Annotated in this window: 27 protein-coding genes; 23 read left to right on the top strand and 4 right to left on the bottom strand. The window is 70.6% G+C overall.

The window, feature by feature from the left end; translation table 11 throughout:
* Positions 1-69: 69 nt before the first annotated feature.
* The 12 genes from rplS (at position 70) to E9934_RS04300 (ending at position 11,905) form a co-directional block, all read left to right on the top strand.
* On the top strand, positions 70-432 hold the full coding sequence (gene rplS / locus E9934_RS04355) for a 50S ribosomal protein L19 (RefSeq protein ID WP_136561647.1): 363 nt from the start codon (positions 70-72) through the stop codon (positions 430-432).
* Between the two features lie 87 nt (positions 433-519).
* Positions 520-1,554 (top strand): signal peptidase I, encoded by a 1,035-nt coding sequence (gene lepB / locus E9934_RS04350; protein ID WP_238694758.1) that lies wholly within the window; start codon positions 520-522, stop codon positions 1,552-1,554.
* Between the two features lie 20 nt (positions 1,555-1,574).
* Entirely contained in the window at positions 1,575-2,258 is a 684-nt protein-coding gene (locus E9934_RS04345; protein ID WP_136561646.1) for a ribonuclease HII, read from the top strand.
* Complete coding sequence (locus tag E9934_RS04340; RefSeq protein ID WP_136561645.1) at positions 2,255-2,563, top strand: DUF2469 domain-containing protein; 309 nt, start codon at positions 2,255-2,257, stop codon at positions 2,561-2,563. Before E9934_RS04345 ends, E9934_RS04340 begins: the two co-directional genes overlap by 4 nt.
* A gap of 100 nt (positions 2,564-2,663) precedes the next feature.
* Positions 2,664-4,421, top strand: coding sequence for a pilus assembly protein TadG-related protein (locus tag E9934_RS04335; protein ID WP_136561644.1), 1,758 nt, complete (start codon positions 2,664-2,666; stop codon positions 4,419-4,421).
* A 187-nt stretch (positions 4,422-4,608) separates the two neighbouring features.
* Positions 4,609-5,061, top strand: coding sequence for a TadE/TadG family type IV pilus assembly protein (locus E9934_RS04330; RefSeq protein WP_158294926.1), 453 nt, complete (start codon positions 4,609-4,611; stop codon positions 5,059-5,061).
* A complete protein-coding gene (locus tag E9934_RS04325) occupies positions 5,061-6,752 on the top strand; it encodes a pilus assembly protein TadG-related protein (RefSeq protein WP_136561642.1) in 1,692 nt (563 codons plus the stop codon). The genes E9934_RS04330 and E9934_RS04325 overlap by 1 nt, the downstream gene beginning before the upstream one ends.
* A gap of 126 nt (positions 6,753-6,878) precedes the next feature.
* Positions 6,879-7,247 (top strand): YraN family protein, encoded by a 369-nt coding sequence (locus E9934_RS04320; RefSeq protein WP_136561641.1) that lies wholly within the window; start codon positions 6,879-6,881, stop codon positions 7,245-7,247.
* Positions 7,247-8,857 carry a YifB family Mg chelatase-like AAA ATPase gene (locus E9934_RS04315; RefSeq protein ID WP_136561640.1) on the top strand — a complete coding sequence of 537 codons (1,611 nt, stop codon included), beginning with the start codon at positions 7,247-7,249 and terminating at the stop codon, positions 8,855-8,857. The genes E9934_RS04320 and E9934_RS04315 overlap by 1 nt, the downstream gene beginning before the upstream one ends.
* A complete protein-coding gene (gene dprA / locus E9934_RS04310; RefSeq protein WP_136561639.1) occupies positions 8,854-9,996 on the top strand; it encodes a DNA-processing protein DprA in 1,143 nt (380 codons plus the stop codon). Before E9934_RS04315 ends, dprA begins: the two co-directional genes overlap by 4 nt.
* Positions 9,997-10,080: 84 nt before the next feature.
* On the top strand, positions 10,081-10,947 hold the full coding sequence (locus tag E9934_RS04305; RefSeq protein WP_136561638.1) for a collagen-like domain-containing protein: 867 nt from the start codon (positions 10,081-10,083) through the stop codon (positions 10,945-10,947).
* Positions 10,922-11,905, top strand: coding sequence for a tyrosine recombinase XerC (locus tag E9934_RS04300; protein WP_136561637.1), 984 nt, complete (start codon positions 10,922-10,924; stop codon positions 11,903-11,905). The genes E9934_RS04305 and E9934_RS04300 overlap by 26 nt, the downstream gene beginning before the upstream one ends.
* Here the strand turns inward: E9934_RS04300 and E9934_RS04295 are convergent.
* The gene (locus tag E9934_RS04295) at positions 11,853-12,389 is read right to left on the bottom strand and encodes a murein hydrolase activator EnvC family protein (RefSeq protein ID WP_136561636.1); all 537 of its coding nucleotides are present in this window, start codon (positions 12,387-12,389) and stop codon (positions 11,853-11,855) included. The genes E9934_RS04300 and E9934_RS04295 overlap by 53 nt on opposite strands.
* Positions 12,390-12,689: 300 nt before the next feature.
* Between E9934_RS04295 and rpsB the strand changes: the two genes are divergently transcribed.
* The 8 genes from rpsB to E9934_RS04255 all read left to right on the top strand — a co-directional run bounded on the left by rpsB (position 12,690) and on the right by E9934_RS04255 (position 19,772).
* A complete protein-coding gene (gene rpsB / locus E9934_RS04290) occupies positions 12,690-13,598 on the top strand; it encodes a 30S ribosomal protein S2 (protein WP_136561635.1) in 909 nt (302 codons plus the stop codon).
* Between the two features lie 45 nt (positions 13,599-13,643).
* A complete protein-coding gene (gene tsf, locus E9934_RS04285; RefSeq protein ID WP_136561634.1) occupies positions 13,644-14,453 on the top strand; it encodes a translation elongation factor Ts in 810 nt (269 codons plus the stop codon).
* Positions 14,454-14,625: 172 nt separating this feature from the next.
* A complete protein-coding gene (locus E9934_RS04280; protein ID WP_136561633.1) occupies positions 14,626-15,855 on the top strand; it encodes an SPFH domain-containing protein in 1,230 nt (409 codons plus the stop codon).
* Positions 15,855-17,147: a TFIIB-type zinc ribbon-containing protein gene (locus E9934_RS04275; RefSeq protein ID WP_136561632.1), complete on the top strand. Its 1,293-nt coding sequence runs from the start codon at positions 15,855-15,857 to the stop codon at positions 17,145-17,147. Before E9934_RS04280 ends, E9934_RS04275 begins: the two co-directional genes overlap by 1 nt.
* Positions 17,148-17,160: 13 nt before the next feature.
* Positions 17,161-17,460 (top strand): hypothetical protein, encoded by a 300-nt coding sequence (locus E9934_RS04270; protein WP_202977193.1) that lies wholly within the window; start codon positions 17,161-17,163, stop codon positions 17,458-17,460.
* Between the two features lie 94 nt (positions 17,461-17,554).
* Positions 17,555-18,268 carry a UMP kinase gene (gene pyrH / locus E9934_RS04265; protein WP_136561631.1) on the top strand — a complete coding sequence of 238 codons (714 nt, stop codon included), beginning with the start codon at positions 17,555-17,557 and terminating at the stop codon, positions 18,266-18,268.
* Between the two features lie 45 nt (positions 18,269-18,313).
* Complete coding sequence (frr, locus tag E9934_RS04260; protein ID WP_202977207.1) at positions 18,314-18,868, top strand: ribosome recycling factor; 555 nt, start codon at positions 18,314-18,316, stop codon at positions 18,866-18,868.
* Positions 18,869-18,890: 22 nt separating this feature from the next.
* A complete protein-coding gene (locus E9934_RS04255; RefSeq protein ID WP_136561629.1) occupies positions 18,891-19,772 on the top strand; it encodes a phosphatidate cytidylyltransferase in 882 nt (293 codons plus the stop codon).
* Here E9934_RS04255 and E9934_RS04250 read toward each other — a convergent pair.
* Both E9934_RS04250 and E9934_RS04245 read right to left on the bottom strand, forming a co-directional pair.
* A complete protein-coding gene (locus E9934_RS04250) occupies positions 19,757-20,935 on the bottom strand; it encodes an aminotransferase class V-fold PLP-dependent enzyme (RefSeq protein WP_136561628.1) in 1,179 nt (392 codons plus the stop codon). The two genes, E9934_RS04255 and E9934_RS04250, sit on opposite strands and share 16 nt — an antisense overlap.
* On the bottom strand, positions 20,932-21,729 hold the full coding sequence (locus E9934_RS04245) for a tryptophan 2,3-dioxygenase (protein ID WP_238694757.1): 798 nt from the start codon (positions 21,727-21,729) through the stop codon (positions 20,932-20,934). Before E9934_RS04245 ends, E9934_RS04250 begins: the two co-directional genes overlap by 4 nt.
* 62 nt (positions 21,730-21,791) lie before the next feature.
* Here E9934_RS04245 and E9934_RS04240 point away from each other — a divergent pair, with 62 nt between their 5' ends.
* Positions 21,792-22,178 (top strand): hypothetical protein, encoded by a 387-nt coding sequence (locus tag E9934_RS04240; RefSeq protein ID WP_136561626.1) that lies wholly within the window; start codon positions 21,792-21,794, stop codon positions 22,176-22,178.
* Between the two features lie 82 nt (positions 22,179-22,260).
* Positions 22,261-23,394, top strand: coding sequence for a dual-specificity RNA methyltransferase RlmN (rlmN, locus tag E9934_RS04235; RefSeq protein WP_136561625.1), 1,134 nt, complete (start codon positions 22,261-22,263; stop codon positions 23,392-23,394).
* Between the two features lie 18 nt (positions 23,395-23,412).
* Here rlmN and E9934_RS04230 read toward each other — a convergent pair whose 3' ends face one another.
* Entirely contained in the window at positions 23,413-25,140 is a 1,728-nt protein-coding gene (locus tag E9934_RS04230; protein ID WP_202977192.1) for a TIGR03767 family metallophosphoesterase, read from the bottom strand.
* Between the two features lie 138 nt (positions 25,141-25,278).
* Between E9934_RS04230 and E9934_RS04225 the strand changes: the two genes are divergently transcribed.
* On the top strand, positions 25,279-26,427 hold the full coding sequence (locus tag E9934_RS04225) for a glycosyltransferase family 4 protein (RefSeq protein ID WP_136561624.1): 1,149 nt from the start codon (positions 25,279-25,281) through the stop codon (positions 26,425-26,427).
* Positions 26,428-26,445: the final 18 nt, after the last annotated feature.

Raw genomic sequence — 26,445 nt, 5'->3', positions numbered from 1 at the left:
GACCGCGACACGCCTTCCGATCCATCACCAACCACCGCGACTGACCTGTGCGCATTCGCGAGGAGAATCATGAGCAACACGAGCCCCGCCCTGGTCACCGACCTGGGCAACGCCGCCAAGCGCGACGACATCCCGGACTTCCGCGCCGGTGACACCGTCAAGGTCCACGTCAAGGTCGTCGAGGGCAACCGCTCCCGCGTCCAGGTCTTCCAGGGCGTCGTGATCCGCGTCCACGGCTCCGGCATCGGCCGGACGTTCACCGTCCGCAAGGTCTCCTTCGGCGTCGGTGTCGAGCGGACCTTCCCGCTCCACTCGCCGATCTTCGAGAACATCGAGGTCGTCACCCGCGGTGACGTGCGCCGCGCGAAGCTCTACTACCTGCGCAACCTCACTGGCAAGAAGGCCAAGATCAAGGAGCGTCGCGAGATCTGATCTCCGCCGACCGCTTCCACGAAGGCCCGACCCATTGGTCGGGCCTTCGTGCGTTCCGTCCCCAGGACCTGCCTAGACTCGACCATCGTGACCAGTGACGACTCCTCCGACGGCGGCGCGGAAACCGAGAAGCGAGCAGCCGGGGCCCATCGCGGGGAGCGCAAGGCGTCCCATCGCAAGGAGGAGTCGGCCGACCCTCGCGAGGAGCCGGCGGTGACGGCACCCGCGACGCCCGCCGGGCGCAGCCAGACCAGGCCCGCCGCGTCCTCGAGGACGCCGGAGCCGCGCAAGCACCTGCCCGTCTGGCAGGAGAGCATCCTGCTGCTGGCCGTCGCGCTCGGACTGGCCGTGCTCATCAAGGCGCTGTTCGTGCAGGCGTTCTACATCCCGTCGGAGTCGATGGAGCCGGGTCTGGTCAAGGACGACCGGATCCTGGTCCAGAAGGTCTCCTACTGGTTCGGCGGCAGCCCGCAGCGGGGCGACGTCGTCGTCTTCGAGGATCCGGGCGAGTGGCTCGGTGCCACCGACACCCCTGCCCCGACGGGCCTGACCGGGCTGCTGTCCAAGGTCGGCCTCTATCCCACGGGCGGTCACCTGGTGAAGCGGGTGATCGGCGTCGAGGGTGACGTCGTCGTGTGCTGCGACGACGAGGGGCGGATCGAGGTCAACGGCCAGGCCATCGACGAGTCGGACTACCTGGGGCCCGATCCCGGCGTGTGCAGCGCCCCGATCTCGGAGGACCTGACCCAGGCCGGGGACCTGGCCGAGACCGAACTCGGTGGTGAGAGCGGCAACCCCGACGACGTCCAGGGCCAGGTGCGTCCGTGCGGCTGGTCGGTCGGGCCGATCCCCGACGACAAGCTGCTCGTCCTCGGGGACAACCGCGGCCACTCCGCCGACTCCCGGGTCCACCTGTGCGGCATCGACGATGACTACTGCACCCAGAGCCCGTGGGTCGACGAGGACCTCGTCGTGGGCAAGGTGTTCACCCTCATCTGGCCGCAGGACCGCTGGCGCTGGATCTCGCGGCCCGAGGCGTTCGCCGACGTGCCCGACGGCCCCTCCGCCGCCCTCCTCGCCACGCGGGAAGGCAAGCGGCCCGACGAGCTCGGCCCGAGCTGAGGCAGGCAGGCGGTGGACTGATGTCGACCCTGCCACGCGGCGCAACGGTCCGGCGTGACGCCGGCATCTACGGCTACGAGCGCGCCCTGCGGCGGCACGGACTCGAGCCGATCGCCGGTGTGGACGAAGCCGGACGTGGGGCCTGCGCGGGCCCCCTGGTCGCCGGCGCCGCGATCCTGCCGCCCGGCAGGGCCGGGGTCGTCCCGGGCCTCGCCGACTCCAAGCTCCTCACCGCGGCCGCTCGGGAGCGCTGCTACGACGAGATCCTCAAACGCGCCGTCGCCTGGTCGGTCGTCGTGATCCCGCACGGGGAGTGCGACCGGCTCGGGATGCACGTGGCCAATGTCGAGGCGCTGCGACGGGCCGTCGCGAAGCTGTCCGTGCCGCCGTCGTACGTCCTGACGGACGGGTTCCCCGTCGACGGGCTGGGCGCCCCGGGCCTCGCGGTCTGGAAGGGGGACCGCGTCGTCGCGTGCGTCGCGGCCGCCTCCGTGCTCGCCAAGGTGACGCGGGACCGGCTGATGGTCGAGATGGACCGTGACTGGCCGGCCTACGACTTCAAGACCCACAAGGGCTACATCACCGCCACCCACACCGAGGCACTCGAGCTGCACGGGCCCTCTCCCGTGCACCGGATGCGCTTCGTCAACGTGCGCCGGGCGGCCGGGCTGGAGCCAGCGGAACCGCTAGAGTCGACGTCGTGAGTGCCGAGGAGCTCGAGAAGTACGAGACCGAGCAGGAGCTGAACCTCTACCGGGAGTACCGCGACGTCGTCGGCATCTTCAAGTACGTCGTCGAGACCGACCGTCGGTTCTACCTGTGCAACACGGTCGACGTGAAGGCGCGGTCGGAGGGCGGTGACGTCTTCTTCGAGGTCACCATCGCCGATGCGTGGGTGTGGGACATGTATCGCCCGGCCCGGTTCGCCAAGAACGTCAAGGTGCTGACCTTCAAGGACGTCAACGTCGAGGAGCTCGCGACCTCGGACCTGGATCTGCCGAAGTCCTGATCCCCAGGGACCTTGTCCTGATTGCGGCCGTCGTGCTGGAGTTCGACCGCTTTCCGGCCGAACCTGCCACGGAGGGATCAGGAGACCGGGGGAGGGCGCCATGCGGCATCGGCGCACGGCAGGGGAGCGTGGCACGGTCACGCTGTTCATGACGGTGATGCTCGCCGTCCTGATGGTCGCGGGCGCCTTCGTCGTCGACCTCGGCCTGCAGCGGGTCGCGCGGGCGGACCTCCAGGCGATCGCCGATGTGGTCGCCCTGGACCTGTCGCGCGAGCTCGACGGCCGGTCGATCGCGACCCTCGCCTCGGCGATGGACGCGGCGGCGGAGGAGAGCCTGGAGCGCAACTCCGACATCGTCGGCAACGAGGTGCCGGAGATCTCGGTCGAGCTGGGTGACATCGAGGTCGACGGTGATTTCGCGGCCATGGCCGCGGGGGCCCCGACCGCCGTCAAGGTGACGGCCTCCACCGAGGTCCCGTTCGCCTTCGCCGGGGTGACCGGCCAGGAGTCCGGTGCCGCGGCCCGCAGCGCGGTCGCCGACAACCTGTCGACCGCGTGCTTCCGTCTTGGAACCTTCGTCGCGGCGATCCGGGCGGGCGACAGCACCGTCCTCGCGCCGCTCAACGACCTGCTCGGGGTCAATCTCGACCTCGTCGCCTACCGCGGTCTGGCCGTGGCCGACCTCCGCCTGTCGCAGCTGACGGCGACCTCCGTGATCGGCAGTCCCGAGGAGCTGCTCTCCGGTGGCATCACCTATGCCGAGCTGGTCACCGCCATGATCGAGGCGCTCAGTCGCGAGTCGGCGAGCAGCAACGCCGTCGCGATCCAGGCGCTGACCCGCATCGCCAGCTCCCAGGTGACGGCGGCCATCGGACAGATCCACCTCTCCAACGTGCTCCACGTCACGCCCACCGACCGGGCGGCGATGGAGGTCGCCCTGTCGGTCCTCGACATCGTGGGCACGGCTCGCCTCGCCGACGGTCAGCACTTCCTCGGGATTCCCAACATCCAGGCCCAGGTCCCCGGAGTCGGGTTCCAGTTCACTGGAGGCATCACCCTGGTGTCCGCGGCCGAGCTCGCCTGCGGTCGTGCGAACTCCGCCGACGCCGTCGCCGACACCGCCCAGCTCGACGGCACGGTCGGGATCGCCTTCACGAACCTGCCGTCGCTGAACGTCCCCCCGCTCGGCTCCCTGCAGACACCGAAGGGGGGCGGCACGCTGTCCGTCGTCGCAGGAAGCGGCACGGGGCGCCTGGTCGCCCCACCTGACGTCTACTGCGGCAGCGGGTCCGCCGGAGACCCGTCGACGATGAGCGTGGACGTCCAGACCGGCCTGGCGTCGTATCGGCTGAGGACGAACGTGACGGTCGCGGCGGAGGTTCGGCTCACAGACCTGCTGGGCCTCGGCCTGACCTCGGTCCTGACCAATCTCCTGGGCAACATCCTGCTGCTCGGCAACAAGATCTCACTCGAGGTGGAGGTCGACCTGGTGATCGGCTCGCAGACGTCGGGCGGCACGACCCGCGCCGACCTGGCCATACCTCCCAACGACGTCACTCCCGTCTCCACGGGTGGCTCGATGAACCTCGACGTCAACTCGATCATCCCCACCGTGACCGCCGTCAAGCTCAACGGGAAGAGCGCCGGTCTCGCCTCCGTCACCGCCATCACCAACCCGATCCTCAGCACCCTGGTGACGACAGGAAAGGGCTTCGTCGAGAAGACCCTCACCCCGCTGGTCGACAACATCAACGAGAAGTTCATCGGCCCGGTGGCACGGATGATCGGCCTCCGTCTGGCCGGCGCCGACGTGTACGGCGTGGGGGTCACCTGCGGAACGCCGCGGCTCATCGGGTAGATCGACACGATTCCTCGACCGTCTGGCCCGAAAGGACTACGCCGCCCCATCCGGACGAGCAGAATGACCCGGGAAGCGTTCCTTCGTTGTCCAGGGGAGCACTACTGTTGGTCCAACGCCGCTCGGGGGCGTCATGGGAGCAAGGCGGGGAGGCCGGCCGATGAGGCGTTCGGGTTTGTGGAGTGGCGTGGTCGCACGTCGTGACGTGCGGGGTGCCGCGGCGGTCGAGTTCGCCCTGATCATGCCGATCCTGTTGATCCTGGTGTTCGGCATCATCAGCTACGGCTACATGCTGAGCTTCCGCCAGGCCATCAGCCAGGGTGCCGCGGAGGGCGCCCGCGCCGCCGCCGTGTCCCAGGACCCGGGCAGCCAGGAGAGCGATGCGATCGACGCGCTCAACGAGGCGCTCGACAGCTACGGCGTGACCTGCGCCGGCCCCGACGGCCCCCTGCGACGCAACGATGCGACCGTCGGGACCTGCGGCGTCGAGGTCGGTGCCTGTGACAACGACGCCTCGGCCGACTGTGCCGAGGTCAGCGTCAACTACGACTACGACGCCAACCCGCTCCTGCCCGTGCCCCTGGTCGGGATCGCACTGCCCGACAACCTGAGCTACACCGCGGTCGCGAGGGTCAGCTGATGCGCCGGCTGGGGGGCCGGCTGCGCGGCCTCCTGCACGACCGGCGCCGCGACGAGCGGGGCGCGGCCGCCGTGTTGATGGGCATCGGCCTGACCCTCGTCCTGGTCGCCATCGCCGCCTTCAGCGTCGACCTCGGCATGCAGCGGGCCACCCGCCGCGACATGCAGGCACTCGCCGACCTCGTCGCGCTCGACCTCGCTCGCCAGCTCGACGGCCGCACGGTCTCGGGCCTCGCCGCGACGATGAACACGGAGATGGCCCGCAGCGTTGCCCGCAACGGCGACACCCTCGGCGACGCGCCCGAGCTCGACTGGGACCTCGGCCGGATGGACGGCAGCGACTTCGTCGAGCTCAGCGACGATGACGTGCCCAGCGCCGTCCGAGTGAGTGCCGGGACGAGCGTGGATTTCCAGTTCGGGGGGGTCACCGGTGTGACCCAGGGCGATGCCGCTCGCACGGCGATCGCGCGGAGGGCCGTGCCGTCCGTGTGCTTCTCCGTCGGCGCCAAGACGTTGACGCTGAACACTGCGGAGAGCGCGCTCGGCCCGCTTCTCAACGGGATCCTCCAGGCCAACCTGGGCGCGATCGGCTACGAGGGCCTGGTCGACGTGAAGAACGTGTCCGTTCCGCTCGTCGACCTGCTGGTCGAGCTCAACGTGGGCAGCATCGATCAGGTTGCGACGACGAATGTCAGCCTCCTCAACCTGATGCTGGCAACCGCTGACGTGCTGCGGGCTGAGGGCAATACCGCCGCGGCGCAGATCCTGGAGGGCATCACGCTCACCGTCCCGGGCCTGGACATCCCGCTGGGCGACATCCTCGACGTCGGCACCGCCACCGACCTCTCCGGGCTCGACGTCGACCTCAACGTCCTCGACATCATCGGGGCCGGGATCGTTGCCGCCAACGGCGAGAACGCCATCGCCGTGTCGGTGCCTGGCGTCACCGAGATCACGATCATCGAGCCGCCCAAGACGGGTTGCGGCGCGCGCGGAGCCACGGCTGAATCCGGTCAGATCCGGCTTCGTCTGGCACCGTCCCTGCTCAGTGCTGCACTTCCCTGGCTGCTGGAGAGCACCGTCGACCTGTCGGTGATCGTCGGCGCAGCCACGGCGACCATCGATGCTGACCTCGAGTGCCTGCCGGATGTGGTCACGATGAGGACGAGGACGGCGGCCGTCGATGTGTTGCCCCCGGTGCCGCCGTCCCAGGGACAGGTGGAGCTCGGTGTCACGATGAGCAAGTTCCTCAACTCCATCCCGGCGCTCGGTCCAGTCCTGTCGCTGGCTCTCAACCTGCTGGGCCTGAACCGGGTCGACCTGGACGTCGCCCTTCGCGGTGGCGTCTCAGTGACCGAGGAGCGCCGACGGATCCTGTATCCCGAACCGCCGGAGCTGCCGCCGGTCGTCACCTTCCCGGAGACCGGTGTCGCCCAGGCGCTCACAGTGCAGGTGGACCACGTCAAGCTCGGACTGGGTCAGCAGGGCCTGCTGAGCGTGCTCAACCCGGTTCTGGCAAGTGTCCTGAGCGGCGTGGTGGTCCCGATCGCCAATCCCGTGGTCGCGCTCCTCAACACCGCTCTCACCCCGATCTTCAACACCCTCACGAGTGTCCTGGGGCTGAAGCTCGGCGTTGCCGATGTGCGTATGCACGGGCGGCCGGTCTGCGCGGGTGTGAAGCTCGTCGGCTGAACCATCGCGTCACTTGCGTCACCAACCGGGCCGCTGACGGGGCTGCTCGCTGTGCAGGGCTGAGGTCGTCCACAGGCCGCGCCGTCCGCACCGGCTGCCGTGCAGGTCTCGCTGCACGCTGGGGCCATGACGACCACAGCACAGGCGAGGCAGGCTCTCGGTGCCTACGGGGAGCAGGTGGCTTGCCGCCACCTCGAGGAGGCCGGGCTCGTCCTGGTCGAGCGCAACTGGCGGTGCGGCGAGGGCGAGATCGACCTGGTGCTCCGCGAGGGCGCGACCCTGGTGATCTGCGAGGTCAAGACCCGCACGAGTCTCTCGGCCGGCACGCCGCACGAGGCGATCACCGACGCCAAGCTCGACCGGCTCAAGCGGCTCGGTGAGCGCTGGGCCCGGGAGCACGAGGTCGAGCCGGACGGGATCCGGATCGACCTCGTCGCGGTGCTCCGGCCCCGGCGTGGGCCAGCCATCGTCGACCACGTGCGGGGGCTGTTCTGATGCCGTTCGCGACGACCCACTCCGTCACGGTCATCGGTGCCATGGGCCATCTCCTCGACGTGCAGGCCGACGTCTCCTCCGGGCAGCCCGGCATCACGGTCGTCGGGCGGGCGGACGCCGCTCAGCGGGAGGGCGTCGACCGGGTGCGGATGGCGATCAGCAACAGCGACCTGAAGTGGCCGGCCGGCCACCGCATCACGATCCTGCTGTCCCCGGCCGACCTGCCGAAGGCCGGCACCCACCTCGATCTCGCCATGGCCGTCAGCATCCTCGCTGCCAACCAGCAGGTCCCGCTCGCGGCGATCAGCGGCGTCGCCTTCATCGGCGAGCTCACCCTCGCGGGCGGACTGCGTCCCGCGATCGGCGTGCTCCCGATGGTGCTCGCAGCAAGGGAGCGGGGAGTGCGGCGGATCTTCGTGCCCGAGCCCCAGGCGGACGAGGCCCGACTGGTCGAGGGGATCGACGTCGTGCCGGTCCGCTCGTTGAGCCAGGTGGTCGCCGCACTCGATGACAAGGAGTGTCCGGCGGCTCCGCCCGTCGCCGCGGCCTCTGCCAGCCACCTGGTGACATGGCGCGGCTCCGAGCGACTGGACGAGCTCGATCTCGCCGACCTGCGGGGGATGGAGGACGAGAAGTACGCCGTCGAGGTCGCCGCCGCCGGCGGACATGCCGTGCTGCTGACCGGAGCCAAGGGTTGCGGCAAGACCAGCCTCGCGGAGCGGATCCCGACCCTGCTGCCGGACCTCACCCGCGAGGAGTCGCTGGAGGTGACGGCCCTCCATTCACTCGCCGGGACCCTGCGGGCAGGGGAGGGCATGATCGTGCGGCCGCCGTTCGCGGCGCCCCACCACGACGCGAGCAAGGCGAGCGTGATCGGTGGCGGACTCGTCCGCGTCCAGCCGGGCGAGGTCAGTCGGACCCACGCCGGCGTCCTCTTCCTCGATGAGTTCCCCCTCTTCCGCTCCGACGTGATCGACGCGTTGCGGCAACCACTCGAGAGTGGCGAGGTGACGGTCGCCCGGCGTGACGAGTCGGTGACCCTCCCCGCCGCCGGCATGCTGGTGCTCGCGAGCAATCCGTGCCCGTGTGGCAACTGGACAGCACGCGCCGGCACCAATCGGTGCCAATGTGCGGAGCGGGTGCGGCGGCTCTACCAGGCCCGCATCTCGGGTCCCGTCGCCGACCGGATCGACATCATCCGCCACGTCCAGCCGGCCTTCCCGGCGAGCCACGATCCCTTCGTGGCGCCGACGACCTCGGCGCTGGTCCGGGAGCGGGTGACCGCGGCACGCCAACGGCAGGCGGAGCGGTTCGACGGGCGGGGATGGCGTCTGAACGCGCACATCCCGAGCCCACGGCTCAAGGACACCTGGCCGGTCGAGCCCGATGCGCAGCGGCTGGTCGACGCCGAGACCTACGCGGGCAGGCTCAGCGCCCGGGGCGCCGTACGGGTGCTCCGGGTGGCCTGGACGATCGCCGACCTCCGTACCCGCGCCGGCGAACCCGACCTCCGTCCCGGCGTGGACGAGGTGGCAACCGCGCTGCGGCTGCGGCAGGGGAAGCCGCTCGACCTGTCCTCGCTCCGGCCTCGCGACGAGGGTGTCGCATGAGGACCCCGCCGAGCCACGAGGAGCGGCTCGCTCGAGCGACGATCAGCATGGTCGCCGAGCCCGGCGACGTCCGGTCGCTCGCGCTGACCCAGGAGATCGGGGGGATCCGCTTCCTCGAGGTGCTGCGCGAGCATCCGGACCTCCGGTCGCAGTTCGCCGCCGCCGCGGGCCGACTGGCCGAGGTCGAGCCCGAGCGTGAGCTGGCCCGAGCCGAGGCGCGAGGCATCCGCTTCGTGGTGCCAGGCGACGCCGAGTGGCCGTGCCAGCTCGACGACCTCGCGGGCGCAGGATCGCTCCACGAGCGTGGCGCGGTCCCGGTCGGACTGTGGGTGCGCGGGCCCGTCCGGCTCGACGGGCTCGCTGGGGCGGTCGCCGTCGTCGGCTCCCGCTCGTCGACCAGCTACGGCGACCAGATCTCGTCCGAGCTCGCCGCCGTGGTGGCGGCGGCGGGGCGCCCCGTGGTCTCGGGCGGTGCCTTCGGCATCGACTACGCGGCCCACCGCGGTGCGGTGAGCGCGGGCGGCCAGACGGTCGCGGTCCTGGCCTGCGGGGTCGACCGGGTCTACCCGGAGGCCCATCGCGAGATGCTGCGCCACCTCGCGGAGCACCATGTGGTGGTCTCCGAGGCGCCGCCCGGCGCCGCGCCCTTCCGCATCCGCTTCCTCGCGCGCAACCGGCTGATCGCTGCGCTGACGCGGGGCACGGTGGTCGTGGAGGCGGCGATCCGCAGCGGGGCGCTCAACACCACGACGTGGGCCGATCGTCTGCACCGGGTGGTGATGGGCATCCCCGGGCCTCTCACCAGCGTCGCCTCGGAGGGCGTGCACCAGCTCATCCGTTCCGGAGCTGCCACGCTCGTCACGAGTGGTGCCGATGTCCTCGAGCTGGTGGGGCAGAGCGGGGAGGACGTCGTCGCCGAGGTCCGTGCTCCAGTCTCGGTGAGGGACGGTCTGGCGGTTCGAACGCGTCAGGTCCTCGACGCCGTCCCGGTGGAGACCGCAGCGTCCGTCTCGTCGATCGCGCGGGTGGCGGGGGTGGCGGCCGAGGTCGCGCACGTCGAGCTCGGTCGCCTCTCGACCCATCGGCTCGTGGAGCCGGTCGGTGGTGGCTGGCGCCTGGTGGGAGACGTGGCCGGATGACCGATCGGCCGACTCTGCCGGGACGCCGTCCCGATCATGGCCGACCCGACCACCGGCTGGCCGAGCGACACCTAGCATCACAGGATGCCTCGACCCCCTCGTCCCCTGAACCGCCTGAGCCCGCGCGCCGCAGTCCTCGCCGTGGCAGCCGTCCTGCTCGTCGGGATCATCGGCCCGTCGACCGCGCGCTCCACGAGCGTCGCCCGCGCCACCGTCGACGACAAGTACGTCGCGTGCGTCAACAACAAGACCAAGGTCATGCGCCTGGTCACGGCCGAGGAGTGGGCGAGCAAGGACGGCGAGCGCAAGTGCCGGTCGGGCGAGAGCTGGATCGCCTGGCGGGTGCGGGGGCAGGACGGAGAGCGCGGTCCTCAGGGCCTGCGCGGTCCTGCCGGCCTTGACGGTGTGGACGGGCTGGACGGGCTGGACGGGCTGATGGGCGTCGATGGTGTGAACGGTGAGAACGGTGTCGATGGCATCAACGGCGAGAACGGTGCCGATGGCCAGAACGGTGCCGATGGCCAGAACGGTGCCGCCGGCCAGAACGGTGCCGACGGCGACGTCGGTCCCCAGGGCGACACCGGCCCCCAGGGTGTCCCGGGTCCGCCAGGAGTGCAGGGGCCTGCGGGCGATGCGGGTCCGCAGGGCCCAGCCGGTCCGGCGGGGAGCTTTTCCGGGATCACCTACCGCACGGCCCAGGCCTCGGGCGTGACGCCCGATCCGGAGGGAACGCGTGTCACGGCCAACTGCCAGGTCGGCGAGATCGCCATCGGAGGAGGCCAGTACGGCGCCCACCAGGTCGGCTCCCAGGTGTGGTGGTACGACTCCTACCCGAGCGACGCGTCAGGAGCGCCGGACACGACCGCTCCGCAGGCGTGGACGTCCTGGTACTGGAGCAACAACGCCGGTGCCGCCGTCACGGTCTATGCGGTGTGCGCTCCGACGTCCTGAGCCACTCCGCCCGTACGATCGAGAGGTGAGCGAGGAGCCGGCCCATCTGTCCGAGGCGCATGCCCGGACGCTGGCCGACTACGAGCGGCACCTGGTCGCCGAGCGCGACCTCGCGCCGCACACCGTGCGTGCCTATCTGGGCGACATCGCCGACCTCCTCGACCACGCGGGCCGACTCGGGCTGCACGATCCTGCGGCCCTCGATCTGCGCGGGCTGCGCAGCTGGCTGGCTCGCCAGCAGTCCATGGGGCTCTCGCGCACGACGCTCGCCCGACGAGCCACCGCTGCTCGGGTCTTCACCGCCTGGCTGGCGAGGACTGGCCGGGCGGCGGAGGATGCCGGGGTGGCGCTCGGATCGCCGAAGCCACACCGCACCCTGCCCGACGTGCTGCGCGTCGATGAGGCGCGGGAGCTGATCGCCGCATCCGCCGCCCGCGCCGACGACGGCACTCCGGTCGGTGTCCGCGACGTCGCGCTGCTCGAGCTGCTCTATGCCACGGGCATGCGCGTGGGCGAACTGTGCGGGCTGGACGTCGACGACCTCGACCGCGATCGCGACGTGGTGCGCGTCTTCGGCAAGGGCCGCAAGGAGCGCACCGTCCCGTTCGGCCGACCGGCGGCGCGCGCCGTCGACCGCTGGCTCACCGACGGTCGGCCGGGGCTGGCGCGTCCCGGGTCGGGACCGGCCCTCTTCCTGGGCGCTCGCGGCGCCCGCATCGACCAGCGGGCCGTCCGGACGGTGGTCCACCGCCGCCTCGCCGAGGTGCCGGGTGCCCCCGACCTCGGCCCGCACGGCCTCCGGCACACGGCAGCCACGCACCTGCTCGAGGGCGGCGCGGACCTCCGCTCGGTCCAGGAGCTGCTCGGTCACGCCTCACTCGCCACCACCCAGCGCTACACCCACGTCACCACGGACCGACTGCGGCGGGCCTACCAGCAAGCACATCCGCGAGCGTGACCCGCGGCTTCGGCAGCCCGATGATCGCGGACTGCCACAGCGGCAGCAGGCGGATCGGGCGCAGACCGACCAGTCGCAGGGGATCCAAGTAGGTGTCACCCTCGATCCACCCCCAGTGCAGACAGGCCCGGGGCAGACAGTGCGAGCCGGCGAGGTCCAGCGCGCCGATCGTCGTCCCGGCCGACACCACGTCGCCCTTCTCGACCCGGGCGGTGATCGGCTCGTACGTCGTCCGGGTGCTGCCATGGCTGACGACCACGACACCGCGTCCAGCGATGCGACCCACGAAGACGACGCGACCCGGCAGCGCGGAGCGCACCGGCTGTCCCACCCGGCCATCGAGATCGACGCCGCGGTGACCAGGCCCCCAGGGTTCGGCCGGGGGGTCGAAGGCGCGGACGACCTCCGGAGCCGGCAGCAGCGGCCAGACTCCCGTCGGATCGACCCCGACGGCGAGCGCGAGTGCGGCGATCAGCAACCTCATCGGGCCATCGTCGTCCGCTGGGCGCGCACGCGGCCCGGGTAGGAGCCGTCGTTGGGGACGGCGGACGCACCGCGGGCCCCTGTGGACGCCCGACGGTCACGATTGGCACGCCCGGTGCTCCACGCCGTACGCTGGACTCACCGGTCCGCCCTGGACCGGAATTCGCTCGTCCGCAGACCACGACGGAGCTCTCCGGCTCCGATCGCCCGTGGGCGTCGATCCTCAGTCCCGCCGGATTCCGGCGGGTCGGGTCGCGCGCAGACGACAGGCCCAACTGAAACACAACAGGAGAACACCATCATGGCTGTCGTGACCATGCGCCAGCTCCTCGAGAGCGGCGTCCACTTCGGACACCAGACCCGTCGTTGGAACCCGAAGATGAAGCGATTCATCCTCACGGACCGCAACGGCATCTACATCATCGACCTGCAGCAGTCCCTGGCCTACATCGACCGCAGCTACGCCTTCGTCAAGGAGACCGTGGCCAAGGGCGGGACGATCATGTTCATCGGCACCAAGAAGCAGGCGCAGGAGTCGATCGCCGAGCAGGCGACCCGCGTCGGCATGCCCTACGTCAACCAGCGGTGGCTGGGCGGCATGCTCACCAACTTCTCGACGATGAGCCAGCGGATCAACCGCCTCAAGGAGCTCGACGACGTCGACTTCGACGACGTGGCCGGTTCCAACCGCACCAAGAAGGAACTGCTTCACATGAAGCGGGAGCACGCCAAGCTCGAGAAGACGCTCGGCGGCATCCGTGACATGGGCCGCACGCCGTCGGCCGTGTGGATCGTCGACACCAACAAGGAGCACCTGGCGGTGGAGGAGGCGCGCAAGCTGCGCATCCCGATCATCGCCATCCTGGACTCCAACTGCGACCCCGACGACGTCGACTTCCCGATCCCGGGCAACGACGACGCCATCCGCGCCGTGGGCCGGCTGACCCGCGTGATCGCCGACGCCGTCGCCGACGGTCCGATGGCCCGCGCCGGTGTCGGCACGTCCGAGACCGCCACCGAGCCGCTGGCGGAGTGGGAGCGCGAGCTCCTCGAGACCTCCGAGGCGCCGGTTGCCGACGCTGCCGAGGCCGCTCCGGCCGAGGCCGCTCCGGCTGAGACCGAGACCGCTGAGGAGCCGGCCGCCGAGGCGCCCGCCGCCGAGGAGACCCCGGTCGAGGCTCCCGCCGAGGACGCTCCGGCCGAGGCCTGAGCACCCCGTCACCACTCACTTCTGACCTGATCCGAGGGAGGATCCATGGCATTCACTGCCGCCGACGTGAAGAAGCTCCGCGAGCTCACCAGCGCCGGGATGATGGACTGCAAGAAGGCGCTCGACGAGACCGACGGCGACTTCGACAAGGCCGTCGAGCTGCTCCGCGTCAAGGGTGCCGCCAAGGCGGCCGCTCGCGCCGCCGAGCGTGAGGCGTCCGCCGGTCTGGTCGCTGCCTCCGGCAACGCCCTGATCAGCCTCAAGGCCGAGACGGACTTCGTGGCGAAGAACGAGGCGTTCATCAACGCCGCCCAGGCGATCGCCGCCGCCGCGGACGCCAGCAAGGCCGGGGACATCGAGTCCCTGCGTGCCGCGTCGCTCGGTGACACGACCGTCGGCGAGACCGTCGACGAGCTGGCCCGCACGATCGGCGAGAAGATCGAGCTCGGCGAGGTCGCCTACTTCGAGGGTGCGACCACGGTCTACCTGCACAAGAAGGCCTCCGACCTGCCGCCCACGCTCGGTGTGCTCGTCGAGTTCGACGGTGACGAGGCCGCCGCGAAGCAGGCTGCTCAGCAGGCCGCTGCCCTCAAGGCGCAGTACCTGACCAGCGACGAGGTCCCCGCCGACATCGTCGCGGCCGAGAAGGACGTCCTGACCAAGAAGACGCTCGAGGAGGGCAAGCCCGAGGCTGCCGTCTCCAAGATCGTCGAAGGCCGGATCAACGCCTTCTTCAAGGAGATCGTCCTGCTCGACCAGGAGTCGGTCTTCGAGGCCAAGAAGTCCGTCAAGCAGGTCCTCGACGCCGCCGACACCACCGTTAAGCGGTTCGCCCGCTTCGAGGTCGGCGCCTGACCTGAAGCACTCCGACGGCCGGCACCACGATGTGGTGCCGGCCGTGGCGATTTTTCGCCAGTACGACGGTCCGGGCCGGTGTAGGTTTGTCGCGGCCTCGCTGGGGCACGAAGGCCCGGGGACTGCTTCCGCGCCCGTGCGGAAGCGCTTCGAATCGTGAAGGAGACGTCAGGTGGGACTCATTCAGGCTGCGATCGGCGCGGTCGGCGGCACGCTCGGTGACCAGTGGCTCGACTTCTACGGCGTCCCCGATGGCCTCCCGTCCACCGCGGCGGTCTTCCCCGCCGTGGCCAAGGGGCAGAACGCCGGCCGGGGCAGCAACACCGACGGCTCCCGGGGCGTCATCACCAACGGCTCCAAGTTCGTCGTTCCCGAGGGCTACGGCCTCGTGCTTCTCGAGGACGGCGCCTTCACCGGCTTCGCCGCCGAGCCGGGCGCCTACATCTGGAACTCCGAGGAGCCCGCGTCGCAGTCGGTGTTCTCCGGCGGCGGCCTGGTCGACTCCGTGATCAAGCAGAGCTGGGAGCGGTTCAAGTTCGGCGGCCGTCCCTCGACCCAGCAGTCCGCTGTGTTCGTGACGCTCAAGGAGCTGCCCAACAACAAGTTCGGCACCCAGTCGGAAATCTACTGGGACGACGCCTTCCTCAACACCCAGGTCGGCGCGATCACGCGCGGGACCTACACCCTGAAGATCACCGACCCGCTGACCTTCATCCGCAACTTCCTCCCGGCCAGCGTCATCGGCGGGGGCGGCGTGTTCGACTTCACCGACATCGACAACCCCGCGGGCGAGCAGCTCTTCAACGAGGTCGTCGGCTCGCTGGCGCCGGCGTTCTCCATGTACACCAACGACCCCGCCAAGGGGAACCGGATCGCCCGCCTGCAACAGGACTCGATCGGGTTCGCCCAGTCGCTGTCCGCCGCCGTCGAGCAGAACTACCAGTGGAAGACCGATCGCGGCCTCGAGATCGTCAAGACCGCCATCATCTCCATCGAGTACGACGCCACGACGCGCGAGCTGCTCAAGAACGTCCAGCGCGCCGACGCCCTCTCCGGCTCGCGCGGCAACTCGAACCTCCAGGCCTCGGTGGCCGCGGGCATCGAGAGCGCCGGCGAGAACGCCGGTCCGGGCGGGCTGATCGGCATGGGCATGGGCGTGGGTGGCCTCGGCGTGGGTGGGCTCCAGCAGCCGGTCCCGCCGGCCGGCGCCCCGGCGACGCCGGCACAGACCGCGCCGCCCGCAGCGCCCGCGGCCCCGGCGGCCCCGGCGGCCCCGGCGGCTGCCGAGCCTGCCGCGGAGGACCCGATGGCTGTCCTCAAGCGCGCCAAGGACATGCTCGACGCCGGCCTCATCACCCAGGAGGACTACGACGCGGCAAAGGCGAAGGCGCTCGGTCTCTGATGGCCGAGACACCGGAGGCACCGGAGGCACCGGAAGCAGCCGAGCCACAGCAGCCGACGTTCGACGGCCCGCCGCTGTCGCTGGAGGAGGAGCTGGCGGCCGCCCGGGCGGAGCCTGAGCCGGGACCGAGCATCGACACGGTCAACGAGTCCCTCAGGGACGGACTCAACCGTTGTCCGAAGTGTGGCTCGACCGACATGCAGCTCCGTGGCTCGACAGGCCAGCTGGTCTGCCTCTTCTGCCGTCACGAGTGGCAGGAGGCGCGGGTCGAGGAGGAGTTCGGCCTCGGCGAGGGCATCGACGAGCTCGACGGCACGGTCGTGGCGACGGGGGCCGGTGACATCGCCGCCGACGCCGCGGACACGCTGACGTTCAAGTGCGAGTCGTGCGGTGCGGAGGTCGTGGTCGACACGGCCCACGCCCTCAACGCGCGCTGCCACTGGTGCCGCCACACGCTCAACGTCAACCAGCAGATCCCCAATGGCGCCGTGCCCGACGCGGTGCTGCCCTTCAAGCTGACCAAGGACGAGGCGACCGCGAAGATCCGTGAGTTCGCCTCCAAGCGGCGACTGTTCGCCCACCGCCGGTTCAAGAAGGAGTTCGTCCCGGAGAACGTGCTCGGGGTCTACCTGCCCTACCTCGTGATCGACGCCCGCGCGGAGTCGCAGTACTGGGGCAAGGGGGAGGTGCAGACCAGGCGATGGACCGAGACGACCGGAAGCGGCGACAACAAGCGGACGACCACCTACTACGCAGCCGACGTCTACCAGCTCGCCCGGCAGGTCGCGTTCACCGTCGACGACCTGACGATGGAGAGCTCGTCGGAGCGGTCCCAGGTCGGACCTGAGAACACGAACAACATCATCAACTCGATCCTGCCGTTCGACACGAAGAACGCCGTCAAGTGGAACTCCAGCTATCTGGTGGGCTTCTCCAGCGAGAAGCGCAACCTCAACGTCGAGGCGTTGAAGCCGAAGCTCGAGGACCAGCTGCTCTCGATCGGCCGCTCGGAGGTCCGCGGATCGCTCGGTCGGTTCGACCGGGGCGTGCGCTGGGAGCAGGAGCAGATCGACGTCGGCGGCTCGCGCTGGGTGGCGATGTATCTCCCGGTGTGGCTCTACTCCTACCAGCAGGAGAGCAACGGTCTCCTGCACTACATCGCGGTCAACGCACGCACCGGCGAGACGATGGGGAGCATCCCGGTCTCCCAGCCCAAGCTGCTGCTGGCGGCGTTCACGGTCGGCACCTTCCTCGAGGGCATTGCCGGCGCGATCCTGGTGGCGACGGCGTGAAGGGGGACGGGAGATGAGCATCGATCTGATCGGCCAGGTCGTGGCGATGGCCGGCGACGACTCACCCATCTGGCTGCTGGCCGCCGGACCGGCGGGGGGAGTGGCGACGTACTGGGCCTTCTATCGCTACTACCGCAACACCGACAAGTCGCACGAGTACGAGCGGGACACGCTCATCGAGGCGCAGCCGGTGCAGGGCGGCGAGGAAAAGGTCGACCACATCTCCCGGACCCGCGACTCCGACATCGACGGCGACAACAGCGGCAACCACCGTCACCGAGTGCAGCGGATCCAGGGCCCGCCGCAGGGCTGAGCCCTGCGGACTGCGCGCGCGGGCCGCTTCGCGGTCGACGGCGCGTCACGGTAACCTCGGCTGCGCTCCCCGACAACGACATGGAAGGACCCCGGTGGCCGGCTACAAGCGAGTCCTCCTGAAGCTCTCCGGCGAGGTTTTCGGCGGTGGCAAGGTCGGTGTCGACCCGGACGTCGTGCAGGCGATCGCCCGGGAGATCAAGGCCGTCGTCGACGCCGGCGTCCAGATCGCGATCGTCACCGGCGGCGGCAACTTCTTCCGTGGCGCCGAGCTCCAGCAGCGCGGCATGGACCGGGTCCGGGCCGACTACATGGGCATGCTCGGCATCGTCATGAACTGCCTCGCCCTCCAGGACTTCCTGGAGAAGCAGGGGGTCGACACCCGCGTGCAGACCGCGATCACGATGGGGCAGGTCGCCGAGCCCTACATCCCGCGGCGCGCGATCCGGCACATGGAGAAGGGCCGCGTCGTGATCTTCGGCGCCGGCATGGGCATGCCCTACTTCTCCACCGACACCGTCGCGGTCCAGCGGGCGCTGGAGAGCCGGTGCGACGTGGTGCTGGTGGCCAAGAGCGGCGTCGACGGCGTCTACAGCGCCGACCCGCACCTCGACCCCACCGCCACCAAGTACGACGAGCTGACCTATGACCAGGCGATCGGCGAGGGTCTGCGGATCATGGACCAGACGGCGTTCGCGCTGTGTGGTGAGAACAAGCTGCCGATGATCGTGTTCGGCATGGAGCCCGAGGGCAACATCCTGCGTGTCGTGCAGGGTGAGAGGATCGGCACGCGGGTCAGCGCGGGCTGAGTCCTCGACACGCACGATCCGCCCCACGACGAAGGAGAACCGGTGATCAACGAGACCCTCAACGAGGCCGACCAGAAGATGGGCAAGTCGGTCGACGCGACCCGCGAGGAGTTCGCCGCGATCCGCGCCGGTCGCGCCCACCCCAGCATGTTCAGCAAGATCATGGTCGACTACTACGGCACGCCGACGCCGCTGCAGCAGCTCGCGTCGTTCTCGGCTCCGGAGGCGCGGATCATCCTCGTCTCGCCGTACGACGTCGGCGCGCTCGGCAACGTCGAGCGGGCCATCCGTGACTCCGACCTGGGCGTCAACCCCTCGAGCGACGGCAAGCAGCTGCGCTGCGTGTTCCCCGAGCTCACCGAGGAGCGCCGCAAGGAGTTCATCAAGATCGCCAAGGAGAAGGCCGAGGGCGGTCGCGTGGCCGTGCGGCAGGTGCGGCAGAAGTCCAAGCAGGCCCTCGAGAAGCTCGAGAAGGACGGCGAGGTCGGCAAGGACGACGTCACCGGCGCCGAGAAGAAGCTCGATAGCCTGACCAAGAAGCACACGGACGCGATCGACGAGATGCTGAAGAACAAGGAAGCCGAGCTGCTCGAGGTCTGACCTCGACTCCTCGCCGCCCTCGATGACGTCCTCGACTCCCTCCTCGTCCGACGCTGCCCCGAAGAAGGACCACGGCCGCGCCGGCCGTGACCTGAAGGCGGCAATCGGCTCCGCCGTCGTGCTGCTGAGCGCGATCGCCGGCTCCCTGGTGTTCTGGAAGCCGGCCTTCATGGTGATCGTCGCGATCGCCGTGGTCGTGGCGGTCTGGGAGATGCGCAAGGGCCTGCTCGCCAAGGAGATCGACCTCCCCGAGCAGCCGCTGATGGTCGGCGGCGTCGTGATGGTCGTCGTCGCCTACCTGTGGGGCTCGGCCGCGCTGGTCACCGCGACCGCCGTCAGTGCCCTGGTCATCATGCTGTGGCTGCTGCGCCGTGGCGTCGACGGCTACGTCAAGAACGCGACGGCGTCGGTCTTCACCCTCGTCTACGTGCCCTTCCTGGGCTCCTTCGTCGCGCTGATGCTGGCCGAGGGAGGCCGCACGGGAGGCGGCCTGGACGACCCCGGCGTCAAGGGCATCATCACGTTCATCCTCGTCACGATCGCCTCCGACATCGGCGGCTACGTGGCCGGCGTCCTCTTCGGCAAGCACCCGATGGCGCCGGTGATCTCGCCGAAGAAGTCGTGGGAGGGCTTCGCCGGATCGGCGCTCGCGACCGTCGGCGCCGGTGTCGCGCTGGTCGTCTACCTGCTCGACGGCGACTGGTGGATCGGTGTCGCCCTGGGCCTGATCACGGTGGTCATGGCCACGCTGGGCGACCTGTGCGAATCGGTCATGAAACGCGACCTCGGCATCAAGGACATGAGCCAGGTCATCCCCGGACACGGTGGCCTGATGGATCGCCTCGACTCACTGCTCGCGACCATCGCCCCGATCTGGCTCCTGCTGCACTACGCGGTTTTCTGAGCGACCTCCCCGAGAGCGGCCATCGCGTCGAGCAGCTGGTCGTCGCGGAGGTACGGCGCGGGTCCGAACCGCAGGTGCGGCCCTCGACTGTCGGTGTGCACACCGCGCGCGGCGAGCGCGGTCTGCAGCTCGGCGGCCCGGTCGCTGAAGAGCGTCAGGAACCCCGCGAAGCCTGACGGGTCGGTGTCGCGGTCACGGGTCACCAGCGTGTCCGGCAGGTCGAGCTGGTCGAACGCCTGCACCAGCAGCGCCCGTTGGTGCAGGGAGACCTCCCGCAGGACCGGGGGAGTGAGCCCCTGGTCGGCGAAGAAGTCCAGCACCCGCGCGGCGCGGTAGTGGCTCGTCGGGTCGTACGTCGACCCGGCCCACCCGGCCGCGCCGACGGCATAGGCGACGGCGCCTCCGGGCGCGTCGGCGAGGTCGCCGAACTCGGCGTACCAGCCGGTGACGAGCGGACGCAGACCCGCGGCGTGGGAGGGCAGGCGCAGGAAGCAGTTGCCCTCGCCGAGCTGGAGGTACTTGTAGCCGCCGCCGAGCACCCACGCGTCGCGCAGGCCGGCGGCTTCCAGCGAGAGCGGGACGACGCCGAGCTGGTGGTAGGCGTCGACGACCAGCTCGGCTCCGCGGCGTGCGCAGGCGACCGCGAGCGCATCGAGCTCGGGCACGACCTGGGCGGTCTCGAAGAGGACCGAGGAGACGATCACCGCGGCCGTCCGGGCGTCGATCGTGTCGGCCATCCGGGCGGCCAGGGTGGCCGCGGGCTGCGCCGGGACCCGCACGACCTCCAGGCCCGCCTCGGAGAGCCGCGCCAGCTGGCGTCGCGCCGAGTGGAACTCGCCGTCGGTGGTCACCAGCCGCGGCCGCGCGGTCAGGTCGAGGGAGGACAGGAGGCGGACCAGCAGGTCGTGGGTGCTCGCGCCGAGGGCGACCTCGCCGGCGGGGTCGTCGAGCAGCTCCCGGACGGCGGCCCGCAGCCGCTCGGCCCGCTCCTCGGCGCGTGCCCATTTGAGGTCCACGACCTCGGCGGCGTCGTCGAACGCGTCGAGGACTCCTTCGCGCGCGACGTCGGGCCACGCCTGGTGGGAGTGCCCGGTCAGCAGCAGCCGGTCGTCGACCGCGAAGCGCGAATAGTGCCGGGCGAGGTCACGCGGGTCGGGGATCACATCCGGCTCCGGATCGCCCAGAGGTCGGGGAAGAGGGACCGGGTCACGGTCGACCACAGGTAGCCGGCCCCGCTGGACCCGCCGGTGCCGGGCCTGGCGCCGATGGTGCGCTCGACCATCTTCACGTGGCGGTAGCGCCACTCCTGCAGACCCTCGTCGAGGTCGACCAGGCGCTCGGCGACCTGCGCGGCCGCGCCGTCGTCGGCATAGACGGCCAGCAGCAGGTCCTGGACCGGCTCCAACGGCTCCCACGCCACGGTGAGGTCCCGGTCGAGCGCGGCCGCCGGGACGTCGTACCCCTGGCGGTGGAGGTGGCGGAGGTAGGAGTCGAACAGGGAGGGGCGGTCCATGGCGGCCGCGACCATCGCCCGGTCGGCGGTGCCCTCCGGATAGTGCGCGAGGACCTGCGGGTCGCGGCGCCCCAGCGTCGCCTCGAGCGTGCGGAACTGGGCGGACTGGAAGCCGCTGGAGGCGTCCAGGCGTCCGCGGAAGCTGGTGAACTGGCGCGGTGTCATCGTCTCGAGGACGTCGACCTGCGCCACGGCGACCTTCAGGATGGTGAGGATCCGGCCGAGGGTGTGCAGCGCTCGGGGCGCGTCGCCGGACTCCAGTCGGACCTGCAGCCCGGCGAGCTCGTGGAGCATCTGCTTGAACCACAGCTCGTAGACCTGGTGGATGACGATGAACAGCAGCTCGTCGTGCTCGTCGGAGCGGGGATGCTGCGCCGAGAGCACGTCGTCGAGCGCGAGATAGCTGCTGTAGGTCAGGGAGGGGTGCTGGTCCGAGGTCGCCACGGGATCAAGCATGGCCCCTCGACCATGGTCCTGCAGGGTTCGTTGGCTACGATCGCCCGGACATGGATCAGCGAATCGATGCCGCGGCGGGCGCACCCGACGCGGCCGACGAGGACAGCGACGCGACCGACAGGTCGCGCCGCCCCGACTGGTTCCATCGCGGGCACCCGGTCTTCTTCCCGCTGGCCGGCTTCTTCACCGGCATGGTGTCGATCATCGTGGTCCCTGGCGCCTACGCCGCGATCGTGAAGGCGATCGCCGGCTACGAGCGCGCCGAGGAGCTGTTCCCGTTCGTGCTGCTCACCCTCGTCGTACCGATCGGCCTGCTGGTCCCGCACCGCACCCGCCGGTTCGCGCGCTACATGCTGCTCGGCATCGTGTGCACCATCGTGGTCGTCGTCGGCGTGGCCGTCGGCGTGCTGTGGTTCCTGCTCCAGAAGGACACCTGACCGGGCTGACCCGGGCCTGAGCGCCAGGTCACCGCGCCGCGCAGTTGGGCCGGCCCGCCTCCGGGTGGGAGAATCGGCGACGATGACCGAGCAGCCCGGCCCGCGCCCGCTTCCCCTCGTCCTCGCGGAGCCGCGAGGACGCAAGAAGCCACCCCGCCACCTGGCCGACCTGACGCCCGCGGAGCGCAAGGAGCTGCTCACCGAGATGGGCCTGCCCGGCTTCCGGGCCCAGCAGCTGTCCACTCACTACTTCGGTCGGCTCGTGCACGATCCGGCCGAGATGACCGACCTGCCGGCCGCCCAGCGCGCCGAGCTCGTCGCAGCGTTGCTGCCCGACCTGATGGACCCGATCCGGCAGCAGAGCGCCGACCAGGGCAAGACGGTCAAGACGTTGTGGAAGCTCTTCGACGGCTCGCTGGTCGAGTCCGTGCTGATGCGCTACAAGGACCGCGCCACCATCTGCATCTCCAGCCAGGCCGGCTGCGGCATGGCCTGCCCGTTCTGCGCGACCGGTCAGGGCGGCCTGACCCGCAACATGTCGACCGCGGAGATCGTGCACCAGGTCGTCGTCGGTGCCCGGGCGATGGCCTCCGGCGAGGTCGCCGGGGGGCCCGGTCGACTGTCGAACGTGGTCTTCATGGGCATGGGCGAGCCGCTCGCCAACTACAAGGCGACGCTCGGCGCCGTACGACGCCTGATCGAGGAGCCGCCCGCGGGCCTCGGCCTCTCCGCCCGCCACGTGACGGTCTCCACCGTCGGTCTGGTGCCGCGGATCAGGCAGCTGGCCGACGAGGGCATCCCGGTGACGTTGGCGCTCTCGCTGCACGCCCCCGACGACGAGCTGCGCAACGAGATCGTCCCGATCAACACCCGCTTCTCGGTCGCCGAGACGGTCGACGCGGCCTACGAGTACTTCTCCAAGACCGGCCGTCGGGTGTCGATCGAGTACGCCCTGATGAAGGACATCAACGACCAGGCGTGGCGCGCCGACCTGCTCGGCGAGGTGCTGGCGGGCGACGGCCGTGGCACTGGCTGGGTCCACGTCAACCCGATCCCGCTCAACGACATCCCCGGCTCCCGGTTCACCCGGTCGGCCGAGGAGGACATGTCGGAGTTCGTCCGCCGCCTCAACGACTTCGGGATCTCCACGACGCTGCGCGACACCCGCGGCAGCGAGATCGACGCCGCCTGCGGACAGCTCGCGGCCTCCGAGTAGGCCCTCGCTGGCGCCCGCTCAGGCGAGCGGGTCGGCCACCAGCAGCTCGACGTTGCGGTCCTGCGGCGTGCCCAGGCCCTTGGTGTGGTCGTGCCAGTCGTTGGCGGACAGCTCACGGGCGAGGCCGGCGAGTGCCGTGGCCGAGCCGAGGCCGGCGCCGTCGGACGCCGGTCCGGCGTGGTCGACCATCGTGGTGAAGATCGACAGGGTGCCGTCGGCGTTGTCGGCGATCTCGATGATGCGGGCCTGCTGCGGCCAGTCGATGTGGGAGGCCGTGGTGATCTCCCACAGGCCGCCGCCGGTGGGTCCGGGCCGCGGCGTGATCGTGTTGACGTGGGTGTGGCCGTTGATCCAGGCGATGACCTGGCGGTGGGCCAGCAGCGTCTCGAGGACCTTGCCGCCGGTGGTGCGCAGCTCCGTGCTGCCGCCGGTGGCGACGAGCGGGTTGCCCATCGTGTCGGAGGTGTGGTGGCTGAACACCATCACCACCTTGTCGCCCGACTGCGCGAGCAGCGCCTTGAGCCAGGCGAACTGGGTCGCGTCCAGCGAGCCGTCGGCATAGCCGTTGGGGTTGACCGTGTCGAGGACGACGAAGCGGAACTGGGCCTTGTCGAAGTGGTAGTAGGCCGTGCCCTTGGACCGGTTGTCCGCGGTGAACCCGTGGCCGAACGGCGCGCCGCCCATCGTGAAGTGCTGCTCGACGACCTGCTTGCGGGTCAGCAGTCGGCGGTTGAGGTCGGGGGTCACCAGCCGGACCGAGGTGTTCGCGGCGCCCCCGAGGAGGTTGGTGAGCAGGGCTGCCGGGTTGGTCGACAGGTCCTGCGCGAGCTGCTGCGGGTCGAGACCGATCGGGGGCGAGACGATCTTGAGCGCGCCGAGCGCGAGCAGGTTGAGCTGCAGCGTGCTGGTCGGGAAGTTGCCCTGGACCAGGCCGTCGTGGTTGCCGAAGACCGAGTACCACGGGATCTGCAGGCCCTGCGCCTGGAAGGGGGCGCGGGCGGCGTTGAGCAGACCGGGGACCACGGGGAAGCCGTATTCGGAGCGGGGGCGGTCGACCGGCTTGCCGGCGGGGTTGCCGTCCGGGTGCCAGTACGCGGCGTCGTACGTCGCGGCGAAGCTGTCGGCGACACCCTCCCAGCGGGTCGGGTTGCCGGAGTCGACGCGCACCTGCCCGCCGTTGAGGACGCCGATGTTCCAGCGCACCTCGTTGAGCTGCGAGTTGTCGGAGTTGTCGCCGGTCTGGATGGCCAGGGCGAACGGCTTGCCGGTGACGGGGCCGACGGCGATCTGGTTGATCGCGCGGACCATGGCGTCCGCGACCTGACCGGTCAGCATCTCCTGCGGACGGTACGACGAGCTGAACAACCCGATCGCGGGCAGCGGACTGGGGTCGTCGAGACGGTCGGTCCACTCCAGCCGCAGCGGCGACTGGGCGTCGACGATGTGGACGTCACTGAGCTGCACGAACGAGATCAGGCCGGTCCGGCGGCTCGCACGGCCCGCGTCGGCGGTGATGCCGAGACCGGGGCGCGTCAGGTGCTGCTCGCCCGACGCCGTGATGACCTTGCGGTAGCCCTGGGCGCCCGCGGCGCTCGTGGTGAAGGTCCGGCCGACCGTCCCGGTCGGGCTCGGCGGCGTGCTGGAGGTGGCCGCTGCCGACCGGATGACGCCCGGCATGGTGAGGGCAGCGGCGGCTAGGCCTCCGGCGGCGGTCTGGCGGATCAGGTCGCGACGTGAGATCTCCACGGCAACCCAACGATCCGCTGGTGACGCGGGTCACGTCGCTCTTGGTGAAGACTCTGCACCCTGACGTTCACGTGCCGGTCGCCCGCCACTCCCATCGGTGTCGGCGATCGTTGTGACGTCGTTCCTAGCGTCGCAGCCATGGACCAGAACCCGATGCGTGTGCTCGTGGTGGCCGAGTCGTTCCTCCCGCAGGTCAACGGGGTCACCAACTCCGTGCGCCGCGTGCTCGAGCACCTGGCCGCCGAGGGCCACCGCGCCGAGCTGGTCGCGCCGACGGGGCCGGACACCTACGTCGGCTTTCGCGTCCGGCGCGCCCGCGGCGCCAACCTGCCCTTCTATCCGGACTTCCGGGTCGGCCTGGAGACGCGCCGCCGGCTGCGCCACGTGATGACGGAGTTCGGGCCCGACGTGGTGCACATCGCCTCGCCGGCGACCCTCGGCTATCCGGCGGCACGTGCGGCGGCCGAGCTGGGCGTGCCCACCGTCGCGATCTACCAGACCGACCTCGTCGGGTTCGCCGAGCGCTACGACCTGCCGGGCGGGGTCCGGGCGATGGCCGGGCTGACCCGGCGCATCCACCAGCTCGTCGACCGGACCCTCGCGCCGTCGACCGCGAGCATGGACCAGCTCGACGCGCTCGGCGTACCGAACGTCCACCGGTGGGGCCGCGGCGTCGACCTGGTCGCCTTCCACCCGCGCCACCGCGACGACGCGCTGCGCCGCGAGCTGGCGCCCGACGGCCGCCTGCTCGTGGGGTACGTCGGACGGCTGGCCGCCGAGAAGGAGCTGGAGCTGCTCCTCCACATCGCCGACGACCCGCGCCTGCGGCTGGTCATCGTCGGCGGGGGACCGGAGGAGGCGCGGCTGCGGGGCCTGTTCGGGGACCGCGCCGACTTCCTCGGCCTGCTGCACGGCGACGACCTGAGCCGGGCCTACGCCTCCCTCGACCTGTTCGTCCACACGGGCCGCTATGAGACCTTCTGCCAGTCGGCGCAAGAGGCGCTCGCCTCCGGCGTACCCGTCGTCGCGCCCGCCGCCGGCGGTCCGATCGACGTCGTGGCCCACGGCGCCACCGGCCTCCTCTACGAGCCGGGCGACGGCGCCGACCTCGCCGCCTGCGTCGACCGGCTCGTCGGCGACGAGCGCCTGCGCACGAGGATGGGCGTCACCGCCGTGCGGGCGGTCCAGGAGCGGTCGTGGTCGGCGATCAACGAGCAGCTGCTCACGCACTATCGCGCGGTCATCGGTGACCTCGCCGCCGGTGTGCCCACCCGCCGCGCTGCCTGAGCCGAGAAACCTCCACAC

The sequence above is a fragment of the Nocardioides caeni genome, assembly GCF_004912195.1.
GTDB classification, from domain to species: domain Bacteria; phylum Actinomycetota; class Actinomycetes; order Propionibacteriales; family Nocardioidaceae; genus Nocardioides; species Nocardioides caeni.
The sequence above is the reverse complement of the archived record's forward strand: the minus strand, read 5'-3'. Positions and strand labels throughout refer to the sequence as shown.

What these genes read in the sequence shown, in the direction of transcription:
- E9934_RS04255 (WP_136561629.1), top strand. Translation starts at nt 18,891, where the DNA reads ATGACGTCCTCGACTCCCTCCTCGTCCGACGCTGCCCCGAAGAAGGAC.
- E9934_RS04345 (WP_136561646.1), top strand. Translation starts at nt 1,575, where the DNA reads ATGTCGACCCTGCCACGCGGCGCAACGGTCCGGCGTGACGCCGGCATC.
- E9934_RS04315 (WP_136561640.1), top strand. Translation starts at nt 7,247, where the DNA reads ATGCCGTTCGCGACGACCCACTCCGTCACGGTCATCGGTGCCATGGGC.
- E9934_RS04225 (WP_136561624.1), top strand. Translation starts at nt 25,279, where the DNA reads ATGGACCAGAACCCGATGCGTGTGCTCGTGGTGGCCGAGTCGTTCCTC.
- dprA (WP_136561639.1), top strand. Translation starts at nt 8,854, where the DNA reads ATGAGGACCCCGCCGAGCCACGAGGAGCGGCTCGCTCGAGCGACGATC.
- rpsB (WP_136561635.1), top strand. Translation starts at nt 12,690, where the DNA reads ATGGCTGTCGTGACCATGCGCCAGCTCCTCGAGAGCGGCGTCCACTTC.
- E9934_RS04335 (WP_136561644.1), top strand. Translation starts at nt 2,664, where the DNA reads ATGCGGCATCGGCGCACGGCAGGGGAGCGTGGCACGGTCACGCTGTTC.
- rlmN (WP_136561625.1), top strand. Translation starts at nt 22,261, where the DNA reads ATGACCGAGCAGCCCGGCCCGCGCCCGCTTCCCCTCGTCCTCGCGGAG.
- E9934_RS04275 (WP_136561632.1), top strand. Translation starts at nt 15,855, where the DNA reads ATGGCCGAGACACCGGAGGCACCGGAGGCACCGGAAGCAGCCGAGCCA.
- E9934_RS04240 (WP_136561626.1), top strand. Translation starts at nt 21,792, where the DNA reads ATGGATCAGCGAATCGATGCCGCGGCGGGCGCACCCGACGCGGCCGAC.
- rplS (WP_136561647.1), top strand. Translation starts at nt 70, where the DNA reads ATGAGCAACACGAGCCCCGCCCTGGTCACCGACCTGGGCAACGCCGCC.
- tsf (WP_136561634.1), top strand. Translation starts at nt 13,644, where the DNA reads ATGGCATTCACTGCCGCCGACGTGAAGAAGCTCCGCGAGCTCACCAGC.
- E9934_RS04295 (WP_136561636.1), bottom strand. Translation starts at nt 12,389, where the DNA reads ATGAGGTTGCTGATCGCCGCACTCGCGCTCGCCGTCGGGGTCGATCCG.
- E9934_RS04320 (WP_136561641.1), top strand. Translation starts at nt 6,879, where the DNA reads ATGACGACCACAGCACAGGCGAGGCAGGCTCTCGGTGCCTACGGGGAG.
- E9934_RS04270 (WP_202977193.1), top strand. Translation starts at nt 17,161, where the DNA reads ATGAGCATCGATCTGATCGGCCAGGTCGTGGCGATGGCCGGCGACGAC.
- E9934_RS04305 (WP_136561638.1), top strand. Translation starts at nt 10,081, where the DNA reads ATGCCTCGACCCCCTCGTCCCCTGAACCGCCTGAGCCCGCGCGCCGCA.
- E9934_RS04325 (WP_136561642.1), top strand. Translation starts at nt 5,061, where the DNA reads ATGCGCCGGCTGGGGGGCCGGCTGCGCGGCCTCCTGCACGACCGGCGC.
- E9934_RS04300 (WP_136561637.1), top strand. Translation starts at nt 10,922, where the DNA reads ATGCGGTGTGCGCTCCGACGTCCTGAGCCACTCCGCCCGTACGATCGA.